The following is a 19,687-nucleotide window of genomic DNA, read 5'->3' as shown; positions in this document are numbered from 1 at the left end:
ACTGAGTAAACAAAACAAAAAACAAATAAAAAATATGAATCTTAACCAAATACAAAATATTTATTTCATAGGTATCGGAGGAATCGGAATGAGTGCTCTGGCTCGCTATTTTATGAATATAGGTAAAAATGTAGCGGGTTATGATAAAACAAGAACGCAACTTACAGATGAATTAGAAGCTTTAGGTATGTCAATTCATTTTGAGGACAAACTAGAGTTAATTGCCTCGGCTTTTTTAGATAAAGAATCAACCTTGGTGGTTATTACCCCAGCAGTTCCAAAATCGCATTTGCAATGGAATTATTTTATTGAGAATGGATTTCAAGTAAAAAAGAGAGCAGAAGTCTTAGGAATAATTACCAAAGATACCTTTTGTTTTGCAGTAGCCGGAACGCACGGTAAAACAACAACCTCGAGTATTTTGGGGCATATTTTATATCAAAGCGGTGTAGATGTAACTGCTTTTTTAGGTGGAATAGTAGAAAATTACAATTCTAATTTAATTGGCGAGGGTAAAACTGTAACAGTTGTTGAGGCAGATGAATTTGATCGTTCTTTTTTGCATCTGCATCCTAATTTAGCTTGCGTGACATCCATGGATGCGGATCATTTAGATATATATGGTGATGTGGCATCTATTGAGGCTTCTTTTATAGAGTTTGCTAATAAAGTAGAAATAAAAGATTTATTTGTTGCTAAAGGATTGCCATTAAAAGGTAATACTATTGGTATTAATCAAGAAGCCACTTTTTCAGCGCAAAATATTAGAATTGAAAATGGGTTTTATGTTTTTGATGTAAACACTAATGTAGAAGTGATTACCAATGTAAAATTTGGTTTACCAGGGCATCATAATTTATCTAATGCTTTAATCGCTTTTGCTATGGCTAAAAGCTATGGTGTTGATAGTAAGAAAATTAAAGAAGCGTTAGCGTCTTTTAAGGGCGTTAGAAGACGTTTTTCTTTTCAAATACGAACAGAAAGATTAGTTTATATCGATGATTATGCACATCATCCTACCGAGATAAATGCGGTGCATCAAGCGGTTAGGGAGTTGTATCCTAATAAAAAAATTGTGGCCGCTTTTCAGCCTCATTTGTTTTCGAGAACAAAAGATTTTATAGATGGTTTTGCTGAAAGTTTGTCAAAATTTGATGAAATCATATTGTTAGATATTTATCCAGCTCGTGAATTGCCAATGGAAGGGGTTACTTCAGATTGGTTACTAGGTAAGATTGAAAATAAAGATAAAAGGTTGATTCGTAAAGAAATGTTGGCAGATACATTTGCTTCAATAGACGCGGACGTCTTTGTAACTATTGGTGCAGGCGATATAGGTGAGTTAGTTAAAGATGTAAAAGAAGTACTTAATGCGAAGATTTAATTGGCAAAATATTAGGTTGATTATAATTGTGGCAATAATGCTGTTTTTGTATTCCTTTTCTTCTCATAAAAATGAGAAAAGAGAAATAAAAAACATTCATATTTCTTTTGAAGGAGGAGAAGAAAACTTGTTCATAACTCATGAAATAGTTAATAACTTGTTGAAACAAAATTTAGGTGGTACATTAACAATTAAAAAAGAAGAAGTAGATTTGAAGTCTTTAGAAGCTGCTCTTAATAATCACAAGATGATTGAAAAATGTGAAATTTTTTCAACAATAGATGGTTCTCTAAATGCAAACATAACACAAAAGACCCCAATTGTACGATATGTGTCAGGTAGTACTATGTATTATCTTGACTATAAAGGTATTGAGATACCTCTGTCTGAAAACTTTTCTGCAAGAGTTCCTATTCTTATGGGAAATCTTGATGAAAAAGAGAAGGCTAATTATGTGCTGTTGTGTAACGAAATTTATAAAGATGATTTCTTAAAAAAGAACATCACAGGAATACAAGTTTTGCCTTCGGGTAGCGTTATTTTGACAAATAGAAATTATGATTATAAAATAATTTTTGGTAAACCTATTTATGTTGAAAAGAAGCTGAAAAATTACAAAGCTTTTTTTCAACATGCAAGTAAGGACACATTAATTAAAAATTATAAAGAAGTAAACGTAATGTTTACCGAACAAGTAGTTTGTAAGAAATAGAAGTGAATTATGAACAAAGATAATATTGCAGTAGGATTAGATATCGGGACTACAAAAATTGTAGTAATGATTGGTAAGAAAAATGAATACGGAAAATTGGAAATTCTAGGTGTAGGAAAGTCCAAAAGTTTAGGTGTTCATAGAGGTGTTGTGAACAATATTACACAAACAATTCAGTCTATTCAACAAGCTATAATAGAAGCAGAAAACGATTCAGGATACAAAATAAACGATGTGGTTGTAGGAATAGCGGGTCAACATATTCGTAGTATTCAACATAGTGATTACATTAGTCGTCCTAATTCAGAGGAAGTAATAAATGATAGCGATATTGATTCTTTAATCAGTCAAGTGCATAAATTAGCTATGTTACCTGGTGAAGAAATTATCCATGTTTTGCCACAAGAATTTAAAGTGGACGGACAAGGGGAAATTAAAGAACCAATCGGAATGTATGGAGGAAGATTAGAATCGAGTTTTCATGTAGTGGTAGGACAGGCCGCTTCTATTCGCAATTTAGGTCGTTGTGTAAAAAGCGCTGGCTTAGAATTGTCTGGTCTTACATTAGAACCATTAGCTTCTGCCGATGCAGTTTTAAGTCAGGAAGAAAAAGAAGCTGGTGTCGCTTTAATTGATATCGGTGGTGGAACTACCGATTTAGCCATTTTTAAAGATGGGATTATTCGACATACTGCAGTAATTCCTTTTGGAGGAAATGTTATTACAGAAGATATTAAAGAAGGCTGTTCGATTATCGAAAAGCAAGCTGAATTATTAAAAGTGCGATTTGGATCGGCTTGGCCAGGAGAAAATAAAGATAATGAAATTGTCTCTATTCCTGGATTAAGAGGAAGAGAACCAAAAGAAATTTCGTTAAAAAACTTGTCTAAAATTATTCATGCTCGTGTAGTGGAAATCATTGAGCAAGTATATGCGGAAATCAAATTATATGGACATGAAGACCCAAAAAGAAAATTAATTGCAGGTATTGTTTTAACAGGAGGAGGCTCCCAGTTGCAACATATCAAACAATTGGTAGAATATATAACTGGAATGGATACGCGTATTGGGTATCCAAATGAGCATTTGGCAGGCAATTCGGATGAAGAACTATCAAGCCCGTTATATGCAACAGCAGTGGGTTTAGTTATGAATAGTATTAGAAATAATACTAAAAGCGCAACTCCTTTAGTGGAGATGAAAAAAGAGGAACCTGTTTTTGAACCAAAAGTAGTGATTGAAACAATCGAAGAACCAGAAGAACCAAAAATAGAAGAAAAGAAAGAAACAACAGAGAACAAAATCAAAAAATCATTTTTTGACAAGTATATAGAAAAAATTAAAGAGTTTTTAGATAACGCAGAATAAAAAGTACCATTATGGAAGAATTTAAAAGCATTTCATTCGATTTACCAAAAAACCAATCCAACGTTATCAAAGTTATTGGAGTAGGAGGAGGTGGTAGCAATGCCATCAACCACATGTTTAAACAAGGAATAAAAGGAGTAGATTTTATTGTTTGTAATACCGATTCGCAAGCACTTGAAAATAGTGCCGTACCAAATAAAATACAATTAGGTGTAAGTTTAACTGAGGGACTTGGCGCAGGTGCTAACCCTGAAGTAGGACAACAATCTGCATTAGAAAGTATCATCGATATTGAAAAGATGTTAGATACGAATACTAAAATGCTTTTCATAACTGCAGGAATGGGTGGTGGTACAGGTACTGGTGCTGCTCCTGTAATTGCGCAGTTGGCAAAAGAAAGAGATATCTTAACTGTGGGAATTGTAACTATCCCTTTTCAATTTGAAGGGAAAGTACGTTCTGAACAAGCCTTGCTTGGTGTGGAAAGATTACGTAAACAAGTAGATTCTCTAATTGTAATTAACAATAACAAATTACGTGAAGTGTATGGAAACTTAGGCTTTAAAGCTGGGTTTTCAAAAGCAGATGAAGTATTAGCAACTGCAGCTAGAGGTATAGCAGAAGTTATTACGCATCACTATACTCAAAATATCGATTTGAAAGACGCTAAAACTGTTTTAGCTAACAGTGGTACGGCTATAATGGGCTCTGCCATAGCATCAGGAGAAGACAGAGCAAAAGAAGCAATTGTCAATGCTTTAGATTCCCCTTTGTTAAATGATAATAAAATAACAGGAGCTAAAAATGTATTGTTATTAATTGTTTCAGGAACATCAGAAATTACAATTGATGAAATAGGAGAAATCAATGATTATATTCAAACTGAAGCAGGATTCAATGCGAACATCATCATGGGAGTTGGTGAAGATGAAACTTTAGGTGATGCTGTAGCTGTAACTATTATTGCAACTGGGTTCAATATTGAACAACAAGCAGAAATTGTTAACACTGAGCCTAAAAAAATTATTCACTCTTTAGAAGATGACCAAAAAATTGTTCATGATTTAACCAATAAAACCATAGTGAATATGGTGGTAAGTGATCCAATTTTTGAAACCAATGTGCCTAAAGAAGAGAAGAATAATCCTATATCAGAAGTAAATTCGGTTGAAAAAGTAGTTTTTAATTTAGAAGAAGTAGAAGAAAAAGAAATTCAATTTGAAATTCAAGATATCACTCCTACAATGGATTTAATCCCAACATCTGAGTTTATAAAAAATTTAGACGTTACTTTTGAAGTCATTACTCCTAAATCAGTTATGGCTGAACCAATGTTTGAAATTATTGCTCCTCAAGTAAGAAATATAGAAGTAATCGATCCAGAATTTGTCATTAAAGAAGAACAAATTTCTTTCTCTTTGGATTTATTTGGTAATGAAACAATAGAAGAACAACCTAAAAAGACGTTTCATTTATCTGAAGAAACAAAGCAAATAGAAGTAAAAGATCCTATAAATGTTGTACCAGTAACGGAAGTAAACAAAGATGGAATTATCAGATACTCTTTAGAAGATTATTTGCAAAAAGAAGAGGAATTATTGTCATTTAAACCAGTTGCAGAAGTTAATGAGCCTGTAGATGAAGAATTAAATTTCGCTGTTAAAAAGACAGAACAACCAAAATTTGAAAGTGCATCAAATTTAGATAATGATTCTCCTTTTGAAATGACAATTGAGGAAACATTAAAAGCACGTTCTGATGAAAGAAAACGTAAAATGAAAGAATTCAATTATAAATTCAATAATAGTACTACTTATATTGATGAAATTGAAAAACAACCAGCATATAAAAGAATGGGAATCGATGTAACATCTGCACCTAATGACTTTAATGCAAAATCAAGAATGTCACTAGGGACAGATAGTAATGATGATTTACAGTTACGATCAAATAATTCATTCTTGCATGATAATGTAGATTAAAATCTGCTATAACTAACCTAACCTTAAGTCCCGAGAAGTAACATTTTCGGGATTTTTTTTACTATTTTTGCAACAGATTTAAAAAAATAGCTATAACGCTTGACAGATCGAGAGCAGTCGAAATGCTTTAAAATAAAAATAACATCCAACATATAATAAAAAGAATATGAGTTTAGAAGTAAAAATCATGGACCAAATGAAAGAAGCCATGAAAGCAAAAGATACGGTAGCTTTAGAAGCTTTAAGAGCGATTAAAGCAGCTATTATTTTAGCCAAAACAGAAGCAGGTGCATCAGATGGATTGTCTGAAGCAGATGAAATTAAATTATTACAGCGTTTGGTTAAAATGCGTAAAGACAGTGCTGAAATATATACTAATCAAGGTCGTGCCGATTTAGCAGAACCAGAATTGGCTCAAATTGCAGTAATTGAGAAGTTTTTACCAGCACAGTTATCAGAAACGGAAATCGAAGCTATAGTAGCTAAAATTATATCAGAAACAGGAGCAAATGGAATTGCTTCAATGGGTAAAGTTATGGGATTGGCTTCAGCACAAATTGGAGGTCAGGCAGAAGGAAAAGTAATTTCTGGAATTGTAAAGAAATTATTAGTATAAAAAAAGAGAAAGAAAAAAGAGAAAGAAAAAAGAGAAAGATTATTAATAGATTCTAAATAGAGAATTTTTCCTGTATTTTCTCTTTTTCTTACTATGGCTCCGTAGTTCAACTGGATAGAATATCAGATTTCGGCTCTGAGGGTTGGGGGTTCGAATCCCTTCGGGGTCACATCAAAAGCTAAATAGAATTGAAAGAAAATCAATTTTTTTAGCTTTTTTTATTTAACTTGTATGCATTATCCTTAATAAAAATCATAATGCTAGATAAACTTTATATTCAAAAATTTCATCAGGATAAGATTGAAAAATACGGTTCGAATAAACCAGAAAGTTTGGCTTGGTTTTCTGCGGACGACCAACTGAAACGTTTTGAAATATTAACGCAAATAGGCGATTTAAATAATTGTTCTGTATTGGATATTGGCTGCGGAAATGGTGATTTGTGTTATTATTTATCTCAACATTTTACAAATTTCTCCTATCATGGTATCGATATGATTCCTGCTTTTTTAGATAACGCGATTGAAAAAAACAAAGATCTTCCTTCTGCAAGGTTTTATCTGGGTGATTTTATGAAAGGTAATTTACCTCAAATCGATTATGTTTTGGTTTCGGGTTCTCTGAATTATAAGAATAGCGACCCCGATTTTATTTTTAAAGCCATAGCTCATTTGTATGCGCATTGTAACAAGGGATTAGGATTTAATTTATTAAGTGATACCATAAACCTTGATGGAATTTTAATGACCTATTCGCCTAAAACCATCACCAATTTTTGTAAAACGCTTTCTAATAATGTAGTTCTAAAAGAAGATTATATAGCAGATGACTTTACGGTGATGGTGTATAAAAAATAATGACTACCATATTTAAATTTTCTTATTTTACGGATCATCTTTTATTATAATCATTCTCTTGGAATGTTAACATAATGTTCATATCCTTTAATCCATTTTTTAAAATTATTCATATCAGATATAACTTTTTCTGCATTCAATTTAACTTGATTTCTATTTGCTGAATCAGCTTTGGTCGAAATGTCTTTAAGAATAGCTGCTACTGTTCCAAGATATTTAAATCTTGCCGATATAATTTCATTATTTGATAATTTCTTGTTATCCATAAACGAAGATTTAATTTTATCTAAATGATCACTGGCAGTTTTAGCGGTTTTTGGCTCAAGTCCACTTATTTTTCCTGCTTTTGAGGAATCTTTTCGATCTAAATAGAGCCCTTTAAGAATTCGTTTTATATTGCCTATGTGCAAAGCGTTATCTTTTATGATAACACCGATTTGATCTACCCTATTTTTAGATTTTCCAGCTAATACTAAAGCATCTATTAGTGTTTTATGAATTTTATCTGGTCTAGAAAGCCTATTTTCTAGTGCAGAAGTTGTCATAGACCAATGACTATCATCATTAATTACCAAAAAAGGACCTGCATCAGGTGAATTCATTTCATCTACTCCTAACTCTTTTTCTGAGATTCCATCAATAAAGTGAAAAGAGTATTCTAGATCCCAACTTTTAAAAATTATGGTTGTTCCCATTGTGATGGATGGTTCTCCTGTAAATAAAGCGCCATCTTCTCCACTTAATTTTGCCAGTTCATTGACCATAGCTATTTTGACTTCATTAATTAATGATTTTAGACCTTTTTGACTTTCTTTTTTAAAAATTTCTGTAGGAGATTGTTTTTTGTTTATTTGAAAATCCATGTCAATATCTCTCATATTTTCGGAGCTTCTTCCTAGTCTTCCGTCTTTAGGGTATTTAAGTGTCAAGGCTGAACCTCCTCCTAAAATGAAATTAAAGTTTTTTAACAGTTCATTTTGAGCAAATAATTTAGTAACCATTGCTACTAAATTTGGGATTTGAATTAAACGACTTCTGTTTCTTGGGCTAACAGGAGTCCCTCCTTTTTGTTCTTCTTCGAATTCATCCTGTTTGATTTTTTCTAAATCTAAACGAAGTGATTCTTTTTTAGGTTTACCAACTGATTTTGACACATCATTTAAAGCTTCACTAAATTGTGAAGAATTAAGTCCAGCATTATGAGAAATTGCTGCAACCCATTTTTTTTGTTTTTCTTGAGCTGTATTGACCAAAAAATCAAATAATTGACCGTTATCATTTTCGTCTTTGTTGAGCGTATCAAATTCACTTTCAAATTTACTTAGATATTTTACCTCACTTTTTACCTTTTGAAACTTCTCTTCCATATCTTCTTCAGTTCCTTTTACCATTCCATTCATGAAATATCCTTGTGTAACCTGCATTCTATTTTGTTCCGACGATTTATTTTTGATAACTTCAACTGTATCTTTCATTTGCAACGCCTTAGCCCCCATCACATCTGCTTCTTTCTCTAATCCTTTATCATCATTCACATTCACTTTGCCTTTCATCTGCATAGTAGGTTTTACTCTGCCTTGTTTTTGTTGTACCACGTGCCAAGCCTCATGAGGTAAATGTTTTTCTTGTCCAGAGGCTATATGAATATCGGTTCCTTGTGCATAAGCATGGGCGTTTAATTGGGCTGGCTTATCAGAATTGTAATGCACTTTTACATCATCCATAGAATGACCTGATAGGTTTTCTATTCCTGATTTTAAGTTGTCAGGTAAGCCTGTATTGTTAGCTTTTTTTTGTAAAATTGTTGAGGGGCGATTGTCTTCTAGCGTAATTGCTTTATTCTGAACGGTTTTGTTATTTGCATTTGAAACTGATTCAGATTGAGGTTGAAGGTTCTTTGAGTCTTGCATAACATTTCTTTTTGGTGAATGATTAGACTTATTTTTTCTTACGATAGTCTACTTGGTCAGAAGTACTTTTAATACTTTTTCCTTTGCCAATATGTTTTGGTAAATTTTTATAGCTTTTCGTAATGTTTAGTTCTTCAGAATCTGAAAATTCAGAATCACTAAATTCTTCTGCTTGTGTGTTTAAAGTTTCTAAGATGTCTTCTCCATCATCTGAAAGTTCTCCGTTATCTATGTTAAAGTGAGGATATGCTCCAATTTGTCTGTTTTCTCTTTCTGGTTTGTTTCGTAGATTTTTTGGATTTCGATTAGCAGAAAGACGTAAAACATTTGCAATTTGATCCTGTTCAGATGACGTTATTTTTCCATTTTTACGACCTTGTTTTAAAGCAGTAATTCCTTGAGCAAATAGGATATGATCTTTTTTTGTGAATGCAGATTTGTCTGTGTTTTGTATTCCTGAAATAAATCGTTTATGGATTTTACCAGGTTTACGGATGATTCGTTTTCCAATGATTTGATAATATTTAGCAGAAGCTTTATGGCTGATGTCATGTTTTGCTTTTGTACCACCTATTCGCTTTTTCAAAGCTTTACTAAATGATCTTCCACCTATATGTTTGATATTTTTACTTTCACCTCTACCAAACTGTATGGTTTTATTCGGCATTCTTTGAGTAACTTTTGGGTGAGGTTCATTAGTGTTTTCTTTCATTTGCAAAGAGTTGTTGTTCCTATTATCAATAAGCACTCTTCCTTGGTTTCCTGAAACATTGGCAACAGCTTGAGCAGTGCTTGATTTTTTTGGGATTATATCTTTTATCGATTCATTCATGCTAAAAATGTTAGAAGTTACTTGGTAGGTTTGTTTTTTACAATCGTATTTCTTATAAATTTCCTTAATTCCAATCGGTTGCCATTGAAAACATCAAAGTCAAAATTGGTTTCTTGGTACGAATAACTATCGGATCGTTGCCAAAATGTCCAGTTTTCTTCCCATATTGAGGGAATATTATTTTCGGTTAAATCATTGGTGTAAGCAGCTATCCATAGGTGATATTTAGAAAAATTGCTGGTGTTTAAGTATTTATTTCCAGTAGATTTGTTGGTGTAAATCATAGGTATTCTTCCCGTTAGTTTTTCAACTTCTTCAAGAAAAAGAAGGATATTTTTTTGAGCAGTTTCTAAATCGCCACAATTACTATCCATACTGCTGTTTTCAATATCCATTACGGGTGGCAAATGGCCAATATTTAAGAATTGATTATCTGTAATTACTTTTGAAAAATGTTGTGCTTGAGCTATAGGATCGTATTCACATAAATAAAAATGATAAGCGCCTCGTACTACATGTTTTTCTTTTAAAATAGTGCAATTATTCTGATAGGTAGGATCAATATAACTTATTCCTTCAGTAGCTTTACAAATTACAAAGTATAAAGAATCTTTCCTTTTGTTTAACGCACTAATTAAATCTCCTTGATAATGAGAAATATCTAATCCATAGGTTACCGAATCTTTTGTGAGTAAATTTTTAACTAAACTTATGGGTTTTGCTATAGTAGTGTTCTCTTCTATTGGTTTATCTTTAGCCGGTGGTAGTGGTGTTTCGGTTGCTAATTCTGTTTTTAAGAAGGGTTTTATTTTTTCAACATATACCCACTCAATTAAGAACCATAATGCTAAAACTAAGACTAAATTTTTTAACATGATTTATTGTTTTATGAGAATAGTTTTATTTTCTTTATTGAATTCTTTTTTAATTCCTCTAAGTAGTTCTTCCTTAGATACTAAAGTGTCATTTCTACTAATTGCAGCCAAAGCACAATAGCGTAGTACATTGATTATAGCTCCTCCAGCTAATTCATAATCTTCAGCAATTTGATATAAATCGATTTCTTTGGATAAACTACATGTTCCTGAAAATGCATTTTGCCATAATTGATAACGTTCTTCTGCAGAAGGCATATTGAAATGTATTGTAGTCTGAAATCGTCTCGTAAATGCTTCGTCCATATTCGCTCGCAAGTTGGATGCCAAAATAACTACCCCAGGAAAATCTTCAATTTGTTGTAATAAATGTGCCGTTTGCTGGTTCGCATGTCTGTCATTAGAAGAATTGGTAGCCGTTCGTTTTCCAAAAAGCGCATCGGCTTCATCAAAGAAAAGAATCCATTCTTTGTCTCTAGCTATATCGAATACTTTGGAAAGATTTTTTTCAGTTTCTCCAATGTATTTAGAAACAATCATTGATAAATCAATACGATAAACTTCTTTATTTGTGGCTTTTCCTAGTAGTGTAGCTGTTAATGATTTTCCAGTACCTGGTGGTCCATAGAAAAGAGCACGATACCCAGGTTTTATTTTTCGTTGTAATCCCCATTCATGTAAAAGGGTTTGACCATGTTTTAGCCAAGTTAGTATTTCATCTACTTGTTCCATAACCAAGGGATCTAGTACAACATCTTCCCAATCTAATGGACTCGTAATTTTTTTAGCGGGAAACGAACTACTTTCTGCCATGCTAACTTTTTCATTGGTCATAAAAAAATGAAACCAATTGTGGTGTAAACTTAGAATTCCGTTGAGTTGTGGGATAAATTCCTCAGTGTCTGATAATTGAATTACGCCTTCTTTGATAAGTTTGTTTTCTTTGCTTACAATTTTGTGTACTTCGTGTCTTAGTTCTGGATGGGTGGCAGAAATGATAAAAATCAAAGTTTGTCCAGTAGGAAGAAAACCACTATGATTTTTATCGATAACTCCTCCAAATTCTGTAAATCCTCTATCATACATTCCGTTTTTGCCAAAAAAAGTGTCTAATATTTCGGGTTGTAGATGAGGAGCCAAACAAAGAGCAAGAGTTAAACGTTCCAAAGTATTTAAATTCCATTCTTGTACCATTTTAGCATAAGGAGTTTCATTTTTTGAAATATCAGGAACAGGGATATCAAGCCAGTCATTTTCAAAACCTTCTTGCATCAAATAGCTACAAATAACTTGTTGAATTACTTGGTCTAGCCATTCTAATTCTTTTAAAAGCACAAAAATAGGTAAGTGGGTATTCATAATAGTTTAGAAAAAAAGTGCTACATCATCCAGACAGGTATCTGCCCATTTAAAATACTGAAGCGCTGTATTTGGATTTAATTGATTTCCAGATAAAAGATCTAAAATGCTAATTTGCGCATTATTTAATAGTGCTACATCATAATCATGATTAGAAGTAACATCATATGTATAAAATGTTTCACCCCATTGTTTTATTAAAGAACGTTGGTAAATTAATTCGTTAATAAAGACGGGTAATTTTTCATATTGTTCTGTTAGTTTTTTTGCTTTAAAAAATGAAGGGTTTCGTTCATTTTGTCTATTGTAGTACTCAATATCTTTAGATTGTATAGTTCTAGAGTTTTGATGTCCAAAAATATCAACAAGTCCAAAGTTTTCAGTTTCAATTGCAATTTCCAATTCCCCTTTTTTTGATCCAGAAATAGCTAAAGTCCAATCCGATGTACTGGCAGTTTCGGTAATGAGATACAATTTTCTAAAAGAGTAATAGGTTTGAGTAAGTTTTATAATGAGTTCATTTTGAATATCGGTCCAGTTTTTTATTTTTACAGCTTCTGGCTGATGGGCATAAAAAAGGAAACTCCCACTAGATTCAAATGCTAAAATTTGTTTGCTAAATTCAAAATTACCGTCAATACTTTGCCCAGTTCCTCTACCTGCATATGGTTTAGTAACACCATCACTAAATTTCCAAGAATCTGGATTTAAAGGTATATTATGATCAAATTCCACATTTTTAGTATCTACAATTTTTCCACTAAAAATATTACCTAAAATAACCATTTCACCGTTAATAATATGAAAGAAATCTCCAGGAAATAATGTCTTATTGATGGGATTAGAAGGTATAAAACCGTTAGTCTTAAAATAACAATTTCTGTAAAATTTTCTGTAAATAGTATCCATGTTTTTTTGTTTATTTTGAATGGTTGTTTTGGTTCACAGTTTCTAATACCATTTTAGAAACTGTGATTCAAAACAGAAGTTGTAAAACCTATTTAAGAAGCTAATGCGGCAGCGTTGGCAGCAGCAAGTCCAGATTGCAACGATTTCAAATTAATTTGAGCTTTGTTTAAATCTGAGGTTTTTAAGTTGAGTTGATTTAGTGTTTCATTATAAGCTTTTTGCATTTTATCAAATTCTAAAACAGCAAAATTGTATGCGTCATTTAATAATGTATTTAATGATTTATACGGGCTACTAGTTAGATTGTCATTAATTAGCTTGTTGTATAATTTAACGGATTGTAAATTTTCTAGTCCAGAAATATTTAACACATCTTTATTTGTTGATTGTGCTACGAAGGCAGAGTTTAAAGCTACTAATGATAAGGCTACTGCATTATTAGCATTTGTTCCTGCAGCGGTAACCATCGTTATTAATTGATCTGAGATAAGTGGATTTTGCGCTTTTTTACGAACAATTAAATTGGCTAATTTGTTAACCATTTCTGCCGTATAGATTAACTTATTGGTAACACTGGTACAATTTTTCGCTACTTTTTCAGTTTTTTCATTCGCTTTTATAACTTCTTTTAAAGCAATTTCAGAATTGTCTTTTAAGTTTAAAGCATTCTGTATGACTGTATTCATCAAGGTAACATTGTTTTGAGCTTGTGTTTTATTAGCATCAGCTTGTGTTAAAAAGCCTTGATAAGTTGCCAATTTATCTGTTAAAGAATCTACAATTGCTTGTAGTTGTGCTACTTCATCGGTTGCGTTTAGTACTTGAATAGTTAAAGCATCTAATGTTCTTTTTTTATTTTCTGTTACCCCATATTTTTGAGGTTGAGTTGCTATTGTTAACATATTATTTTCTTTTATTCATTAATTAATTAGCTGTTGTTTTATAAGTAAAAACAGCTGTATTTTTAAAATCGGAAATGGCATTTGAAAATTGATCAGTAAACTTTTTAGGTCCTGAAGCTACAGCTAATACAACAGGTATGTATTGTTTGTTATCGATAAGAGGATTACCAAAGTTGTCGGTTGTATTTTCTAAAATAGGAAGTGTTACTTCAACTTTTCCGTTTGATTTATTAATTTGTGGACCTACAGGAACCGAATAATTCGATATGTTTTCTGCAATAAGTTGGTTGAAGAAAAAACCAGGTTTAGGTGTTTCATTAGGGCCTGTTGATTGAGAAGCGGATCCAGAAGGATTAATGTCTCTTAAATCTATTGAGGTTAAGGATTGTATTCTAGTCTTTAATTCACTTATTTGAGTATCAATTGTGAGGTTACTATCAGAGTCTTTTGTTTGAGTAGTGTCATTATCTGCATCTGCATCTGCTTCAATAGTTGTACTATTCTTACTTGCTTGTGCTTTGAGCGTTTCTAAAGCATCTAGTTCATTTTGTAAAGTTTGTAGTAAATTCTGATTGTTATAAGCGTTTATTCGATCTTCTTCATCTTTACGTTTATTTATTTCTGTATTTATTTCTTTTACGATTTGGTTTTCTATAGAAAGTAAATTTTCAGGTTTCAGCATATGATTCACTAACTGCGTATTGTTTAGTAAAAAAAGGCATCTGTACTCTACATTTTCAACTTTTTCATTTACATTAAATTGTAGTACTTGGCTAGTTATATGATTCGGATTATTATCTGCTGGTAAAAAATCAACAGTTATATCATTAGCATTAGGACTATTTAAAGGTGTTGTTAATACAAATTTTGAAGACGCTGCTGTTAAATAGTCATCAAAATTATTTAAAGATTTTTTATATTCTATTGTAAATTGTGCTAAAACAAATACCACATAATTTTCTCCCAAAACTAGATTTTCATTATTAGAATCTTTGATATTACCAAGAGAAATTTTCTTAGAAATTGTTGCTGTTGTTAGTTGTTTTGCTTTTATTTTAAAAGCAATGTCAGAAGTGTCCATTAATCCTTCAGCTGTAGCAAGTGAAAAAGTAGATTTATTACTTTCTTTTACAACAAAAATATAGTAATTCTCCACCGGATTAGAGCTATAAGGAGAATTAGGTATATTTAAAGATAATTTGTGGAAAGGATTTAGATAAGGATTAAACTCAACAGTAAAGGAGTTAGGAGTTGTATCGGTTACTTGTAAATTTAAATTTAATTCATTGATGCTTGATAGATAAGTAGCTTTTGCAGCATCATATTCTACTTTTGCATCTATTAATTTTCCTTCGGCTTTTTTCTCTTCAGTAGCTGCATTAGAATAATTTGTGTTTTCAGTGATTTCTAAAGTAGCTGTAGCTCCTAATTGACTATTTAGAACACCTAATAAATTAGTTAAAGAAGTAGAAGTAGAAGCCGCCATATCAGCGACAGTACTTGCAGTTACTTCAGCCGTAAGAGAAGAAGCTTCCATAGCCCATTGAGAAGTTACTTCAGCATTATAAGCAGTATCATTCATTAATTGGTTTACAGCTATTGCTTGTTCATAAATCTGGCTACCATAATCCGCTGCATTTAAGATGCTTACAATACTTCCCATATCACTGGCTAAATTTACTATTGCGTTGGTTGCAATTTGAACATTAGCTGCTGAAACGGCTGAGTTAGATACAGATTGTAGATTAGATTGTTTTTCTTGATTTGCACTTGCTAATACGTTGGTAGCAAGATTGTTGTTGCTAACAGCTTCATCTTTAATTATTTCTTGCGCTTTGTACTTGTTTTCAGTTTTTTGGAGTTTTTCTTGGGCAGTTATTTTTGCATCTTCTGCATAATACAGGGTAAACATACCTGCATTTAATTCTGATTGTGTAGTACTTAGCTTTAATTCCTGAGCTTGTAAGGAAGTAACCACACTTGCATTTAAATTTTCATTGTAGGAACTCATAATTATTTAATTTTTAATGTTTATATTATTTGTAATCGGTTTTTGTAGTTCTATTTAGCTACTATCTATTTTTTTATTTTTTATCGTTATCATTTTTATTACAATTAATAAGGCCAAACAACATGTAGGGGTTTGTTCATCCACAGATATTTAATGATTGAGAAAGAGAATGGAGACTGATTTATTAAAATATCATAAGGTCGTTTTTCTACTGTTAATTCCCAACGCTCTTCTTTTTCTAATAACAAGCCATCTCTTACTAGCCAATTTCCTCTAAAACCATTTATTGAAGTTTCTCCAATGATACTCCAATAAGAAATTACCGCTTTAATTAGACCTTCTATCAAGTTTTTTTCCGCTTCGGTTATGGTAATACTTGCCATTACAGGAGTTGTGATTTGTAAACCACAAAGCACTTTGTTTAAGGGTAAAAAAACTTCTTCTGTAGCAGATAATCCAGTAACTACATATTGTAAGTACTGTACAGCTTTTAATTGTGAATCGGTATCTTTAAATGATTTTTCATTTAGTAATCCCAATCGATTCATAAGCATTTCTATATAATTGTTTAATAATACAATACCAGCGTTTTTTATAGGAATAGGAGTAGTGTTAATTTCGTTCATGATTGATTTTTTTTCCATTTTTTTTTCCATTTTTGAAGCAATAAAAGTTGGAAGCTTCATCGTGTTTGTCTGATTTGTTTTTACTAATTGATCATAACTGGTTTGTAACGAAGGTGGTAATTGATGTTTGACTTTATCAATAACAGATAAAAAATCGTTTTTTAGGATGTTTTTTTTCTGAACTATTTCCCAAAGTAATTCTTGCCAAATACGATCTACTAAAAGAATAGACCAGTTGTTTTCTGTCCATGCAATGAGAATTTTTTTAAATAAGATTTCTTGTATTTCTTTTGTAGTAATTCCTTTTATTGTGATTTGACTTAAAACAAAATAGAGTTTCTCTATAATGTATAATTGTTGTTTTCCTTTATAATGTTCGTTAATAACAAGCATTGTTTTCTTAAAATCAATCCAATTACACAATTGTTGTTTTTGAAGTTGTGGTATTTTATTGTGTTTGTAAACTACTATAAATGCATTAGGACTGTTTTCTAGCGCTTCATGGAATATCTCTAGCGTAGAAGTGTTTTCTGTATTAGTAAACCAATGCGGAACTTTTCGTTCGGTAAGTAATACAATAAATAATTCTTCCATCAATCCTTCTACTTCACAACGTTGTATTTCCCTAGAAATAGTATCGTTTGAAAAAACCACTATTTTTGAAAAAGTTGTATTGTACTCCATAAGAATGTTTTTTAAAATGGGATTAATTTTAATAGTATTTTTTTTAATTGTGTTTAGAATATAATTTGCATTTATTACCTCTTCTTTTATCATTTGGTCAAGCCAATAGGTAATGAATGATTTTATAGTAGCTTGAAGATTTGTTTCTTGTTTTATGAGTTTCAAACTAATTTCCCAAAGGGCAAATTCTATTTTTGTTGTCAACTTATTCTGAATGAAATAACCGATGAAATTTGAAAATAACCGAAGTGTTTCTAAAGCTTCATTTAATTTAGAATTTCTGTCGTTTGCTATCCAAAAACTAAATTGATACCAATCCAAGTTGCGTTTTAAAAATTTTATATTTTTTGTAGTTATCGAAATGGTGGCCAAAAGTTTTTGGATCTCCTTTGCATTAATTTCTAAAGCCGATTCAAATATTTTTTTAAATGTAAATACGTTATCCTGTATGGTTATTTTTGATGAGGTATTTGTAATACAATGAGTTATCCATTCTATCATTTTTTTTACTTCTACAGCTTGTCCATTAATAATAACCGAATTCATTTCATTTGAATTACTATTTCTAATTTCATTGATCTTGTTTTGAAATTTGTTTTCATCTTGAGAAACTGGTTTTGAATACTGCTGAAATAATTGTAAGCGTAACTTTTCTAAACGTTCATTAGCATTAGCAATAATTTGTATTTTATCTTGTTTAAATAGATAAGAAATAAAACTATTGAAGGCTAATTTTTGAGAAGGTGTTAGTTTTATAAAAAGTTTCTCTAAAATTGATTCTAGAAAATGGAAATCAGTTTGTTGTGTTTGTAATAACAATAACTGTATGCCTAAGAGATGTAGCTTTTTTGTATTTGGAATACTTAAATTTGAGATAAAATGAGTTTGTTTACTATCTTTAAATGCTTTGATAATAAGATGTAATAATTCCATTTTGGAGGAAGCTATTTTATTTACAAAAAGCTGAATATGATGGTTGTTTAAAATATAAGGAAAAAGGAGTTGTAATGTGGTTTTATCTTTAAATTTTTGGAGTATTACAAAGGCTTCTTTCGGGTTCGATTGAATGTAAATAATGATTTCTTTTTGAATAGTAACACAATCTAATGTATGGGTAGTGTTTGCTTTTATTTGTTTTACTAATTCTTCTAACAAATCCATAAAATGACTAGATAAAACTATTTTATTTTTTTCTAATACTTCTTCTTTTAAAATAGAAGTTAGATTTGTATATATCTCTAAAGTTACGATGGTTTTAGAAGAAGCAGGTACTTTTATATGTGGTAATTGATCATAAATAATGTCCTTTAAGGTACTGTTCTTTTTACCTAATGCAGTTATTGTATAATTCAAAAATGTTTTGTTATCAAAAGGAGTGTTTTTGTACTCTAGTATAAATTGAAATCCAATTTCCCATAAAAGAAGTTCTTCTAATTTTACATTCATTTCTTTGTACAACTTTTCAATAAAGTAGATACTTTCAATAAGAAGAGAGGATTGCACAGGTATAACAGCATGAAAAATACTTTCCATAGTTGTTTTTTCCAAATCATTAACAATTGATTTCCAAAAGAGGATACGATCTCCTAATGAATAAAATAATGTTTTAAAACGAGGTCTGTCTTCTTTGGAGAGAACAAAAATTAAATCATTAAACTCATTTTTTTTACTAGCTTCTTTTCGCAGTGTTGGTGATTTAAAAAGTGTGGTTACAACTTCCCAATAATCTATTTTTGAATCAATAAAGCTATTTTCTTTTGAAATAAGCGCTTCATTTTCTTTTGTTAAATAATTTAGGATAACAAGAAAGTCGGCTTTGGTACTCAAATTAACCTGTACTTGTTCAATTGCTAATTCAATAAGGTGCAATAATTCGGAATAAGCTACATTATAATGATTAGACATTTGTAGAATACTACTCTTCATAAAGGCTACTTTATTAAATATAGTTCCTCTATCTGTGAACAAATAATTTAAAATCCAAAACCAAAGATTTCTTTTAAAATCGTTTTTATTTGCAGGAACTAGTGGCTGTTGCTGTTGAATTTGGGTCAATTCCTTTGAGAAACTGATAATTTGCGTATGATTGCTTCGCTCAAGTCCTTCTATGATTTTTATAATATTGGATTCATGAAGTTGCCAAGCCATTCTTTTTCTAACCTTTTCGTCAAGAATACCTACACTATAAAGCATTTCAATAACTTGTTGTTTATTCTTTTTGAATTGTTTTGCCAAGATTTTATTGATTGAGTGATCCGAATCTTTAAAATTCCATGACATTAATCCAGTTAAAAAATAATGTCTAAGAATATTTATTTGAGAAACACTGGTATCGGAAATTTCAATACTATTTTTTCCTTTTTCTTTATTAGTAATTATATCAAAAAGTTGATTTTGTAATTGTTGGGTTAATTTTAATGTTAAATCCTCTTCTAGATTATCATAATCAATTTTTCCTAAATCTAGTGCTAGCATAGGAATTTTCCAAGTTTGACTATTGGGACAAATTGAATCAAAAACACGTGTAATTTCTTGCTGCATCTTAGTATTGCTCCATTGACTCACTCTTTGTTGTAATTCCATAGCTTTTTCTTTCTGGTCAAAAGAATTTTGCCATTGTAATTTAGAGATCATATGATGGTTCAATGCTGTCATAAAAC

General features: G+C 31.1%; 14 protein-coding genes and 1 tRNA gene. 7 read left to right on the top strand and 8 right to left on the bottom strand.

Annotated features, from left to right (window positions below; translation table 11 throughout):
- The first annotated feature begins 34 nt into the window (after window positions 1-34).
- From murC to HALO113_RS05675, 7 genes are all read left to right on the top strand, one after another.
- Window positions 35-1,384, top strand: a complete 1,350-nt coding sequence (murC, locus tag HALO113_RS05705; protein WP_159778106.1) for a UDP-N-acetylmuramate--L-alanine ligase — start codon at window positions 35-37, stop codon at window positions 1,382-1,384.
- On the top strand, window positions 1,371-2,096 hold the full coding sequence (locus HALO113_RS05700; RefSeq protein WP_159778105.1) for a cell division protein FtsQ/DivIB: 726 nt from the start codon (window positions 1,371-1,373) through the stop codon (window positions 2,094-2,096). The genes murC and HALO113_RS05700 overlap by 14 nt, the downstream gene beginning before the upstream one ends.
- Before the next feature lie 9 nt (window positions 2,097-2,105).
- Complete coding sequence (gene ftsA, locus HALO113_RS05695) at window positions 2,106-3,464, top strand: cell division protein FtsA (protein ID WP_159778104.1); 1,359 nt, start codon at window positions 2,106-2,108, stop codon at window positions 3,462-3,464.
- An 11-nt stretch (window positions 3,465-3,475) separates the two neighbouring features.
- Entirely contained in the window at window positions 3,476-5,446 is a 1,971-nt protein-coding gene (gene ftsZ / locus HALO113_RS05690; RefSeq protein ID WP_159778103.1) for a cell division protein FtsZ, read from the top strand.
- 166 nt (window positions 5,447-5,612) lie between these two features.
- Window positions 5,613-6,062 (top strand): GatB/YqeY domain-containing protein, encoded by a 450-nt coding sequence (locus HALO113_RS05685; protein WP_159778102.1) that lies wholly within the window; start codon window positions 5,613-5,615, stop codon window positions 6,060-6,062.
- A 95-nt stretch (window positions 6,063-6,157) separates the two neighbouring features.
- Window positions 6,158-6,231 (top strand) — tRNA-Arg (locus HALO113_RS05680).
- A gap of 88 nt (window positions 6,232-6,319) precedes the next feature.
- Complete coding sequence (locus HALO113_RS05675; protein ID WP_159778101.1) at window positions 6,320-6,919, top strand: class I SAM-dependent methyltransferase; 600 nt, start codon at window positions 6,320-6,322, stop codon at window positions 6,917-6,919.
- 50 nt (window positions 6,920-6,969) lie between these two features.
- On the opposite strand, the gene HALO113_RS05670 is transcribed toward HALO113_RS05675, so the two are convergent.
- The 8 genes from HALO113_RS05670 to HALO113_RS05635 all read right to left on the bottom strand — a co-directional run bounded on the left by HALO113_RS05670 (window position 6,970) and on the right by HALO113_RS05635 (window position 19,682).
- Window positions 6,970-8,829 (bottom strand): DUF4157 domain-containing protein, encoded by a 1,860-nt coding sequence (locus HALO113_RS05670; protein ID WP_159778100.1) that lies wholly within the window; start codon window positions 8,827-8,829, stop codon window positions 6,970-6,972.
- A 28-nt stretch (window positions 8,830-8,857) separates the two neighbouring features.
- Window positions 8,858-9,661 carry a hypothetical protein gene (locus tag HALO113_RS05665; protein WP_159778099.1) on the bottom strand — a complete coding sequence of 268 codons (804 nt, stop codon included), beginning with the start codon at window positions 9,659-9,661 and terminating at the stop codon, window positions 8,858-8,860.
- 17 nt (window positions 9,662-9,678) lie between these two features.
- Entirely contained in the window at window positions 9,679-10,536 is an 858-nt protein-coding gene (locus HALO113_RS05660; protein ID WP_159778098.1) for a glycoside hydrolase family 25 protein, read from the bottom strand.
- Between the two features lie 3 nt (window positions 10,537-10,539).
- On the bottom strand, window positions 10,540-11,895 hold the full coding sequence (locus tag HALO113_RS05655) for an ATP-binding protein (RefSeq protein WP_159778097.1): 1,356 nt from the start codon (window positions 11,893-11,895) through the stop codon (window positions 10,540-10,542).
- Window positions 11,896-11,901: 6 nt separating this feature from the next.
- Window positions 11,902-12,804 carry a hypothetical protein gene (locus HALO113_RS05650; RefSeq protein ID WP_159778096.1) on the bottom strand — a complete coding sequence of 301 codons (903 nt, stop codon included), beginning with the start codon at window positions 12,802-12,804 and terminating at the stop codon, window positions 11,902-11,904.
- Between the two features lie 92 nt (window positions 12,805-12,896).
- On the bottom strand, window positions 12,897-13,706 hold the full coding sequence (locus HALO113_RS05645; protein WP_159778095.1) for a hypothetical protein: 810 nt from the start codon (window positions 13,704-13,706) through the stop codon (window positions 12,897-12,899).
- 22 nt (window positions 13,707-13,728) lie between these two features.
- A complete protein-coding gene (locus HALO113_RS05640; RefSeq protein WP_159778094.1) occupies window positions 13,729-15,717 on the bottom strand; it encodes a hypothetical protein in 1,989 nt (662 codons plus the stop codon).
- Between the two features lie 104 nt (window positions 15,718-15,821).
- Window positions 15,822-19,682: a contractile injection system tape measure protein gene (locus HALO113_RS05635; RefSeq protein ID WP_159778093.1), complete on the bottom strand. Its 3,861-nt coding sequence runs from the start codon at window positions 19,680-19,682 to the stop codon at window positions 15,822-15,824.
- Window positions 19,683-19,687: the final 5 nt, after the last annotated feature.

It is taken from the genome of Flavobacterium sp. 9AF, from assembly GCF_902506265.1.
Taxonomy (GTDB): domain Bacteria; phylum Bacteroidota; class Bacteroidia; order Flavobacteriales; family Flavobacteriaceae; genus Flavobacterium.
This window is presented reverse-complemented; position numbering and strand designations above follow the sequence as displayed.